The sequence below is a fragment of the Mucilaginibacter agri genome (assembly GCF_009928685.1).
Classification (GTDB): Bacteria; Bacteroidota; Bacteroidia; order Sphingobacteriales; family Sphingobacteriaceae; genus Mucilaginibacter; species Mucilaginibacter agri.
Genome location: NZ_WWEO01000016.1, coordinates 1 through 379, shown reverse-complemented (window position 1 = coordinate 379; position 379 = coordinate 1). Strand labels below are relative to the sequence as shown.

Here is a 379-nt window from a genome sequence, read left to right as displayed (position 1 = left end):
GGTGGCGAGGTCAAGGTAACCGGCGTGCCGGTTACATTCGCATTTTTAACCATAACGCCGTTAATGTAAAATTTCATAGCTCCGTTTGTATAGCTCACCACCACCTGCGACCATTTATCCAATTGCACTGCCGCACCACCGTCATCCTGATCGTGTATACCGTTATCATTGTTAATCGTCAGGAAGGGCAAATTGCTGCCTTGCAGCTGAAATTTATAGCCATTCCAGCGATTGATGGAATAGATATAATTGCCGTTACTCGCCACATGCGGCTTTATCCAGGCAGTGAGTGTAAAGCTCGTTGGCCGCAGCGCAGCGGCGTACGGCACTTCCACATAAGCACCATTGTCGAAGGCGTAAGCTTTTCCAGCTGTGCCGT

1 protein-coding gene is annotated in these 379 nt (G+C 49.3%); it reads right to left on the bottom strand.

Annotation, left to right across the window (positions count from 1 at the left end):
• Positions 1-379, bottom strand: a 379-nt coding sequence (locus GSY63_RS00050; RefSeq protein WP_166583811.1) for a LamG domain-containing protein, incomplete at both ends; no start/stop codon positions are given.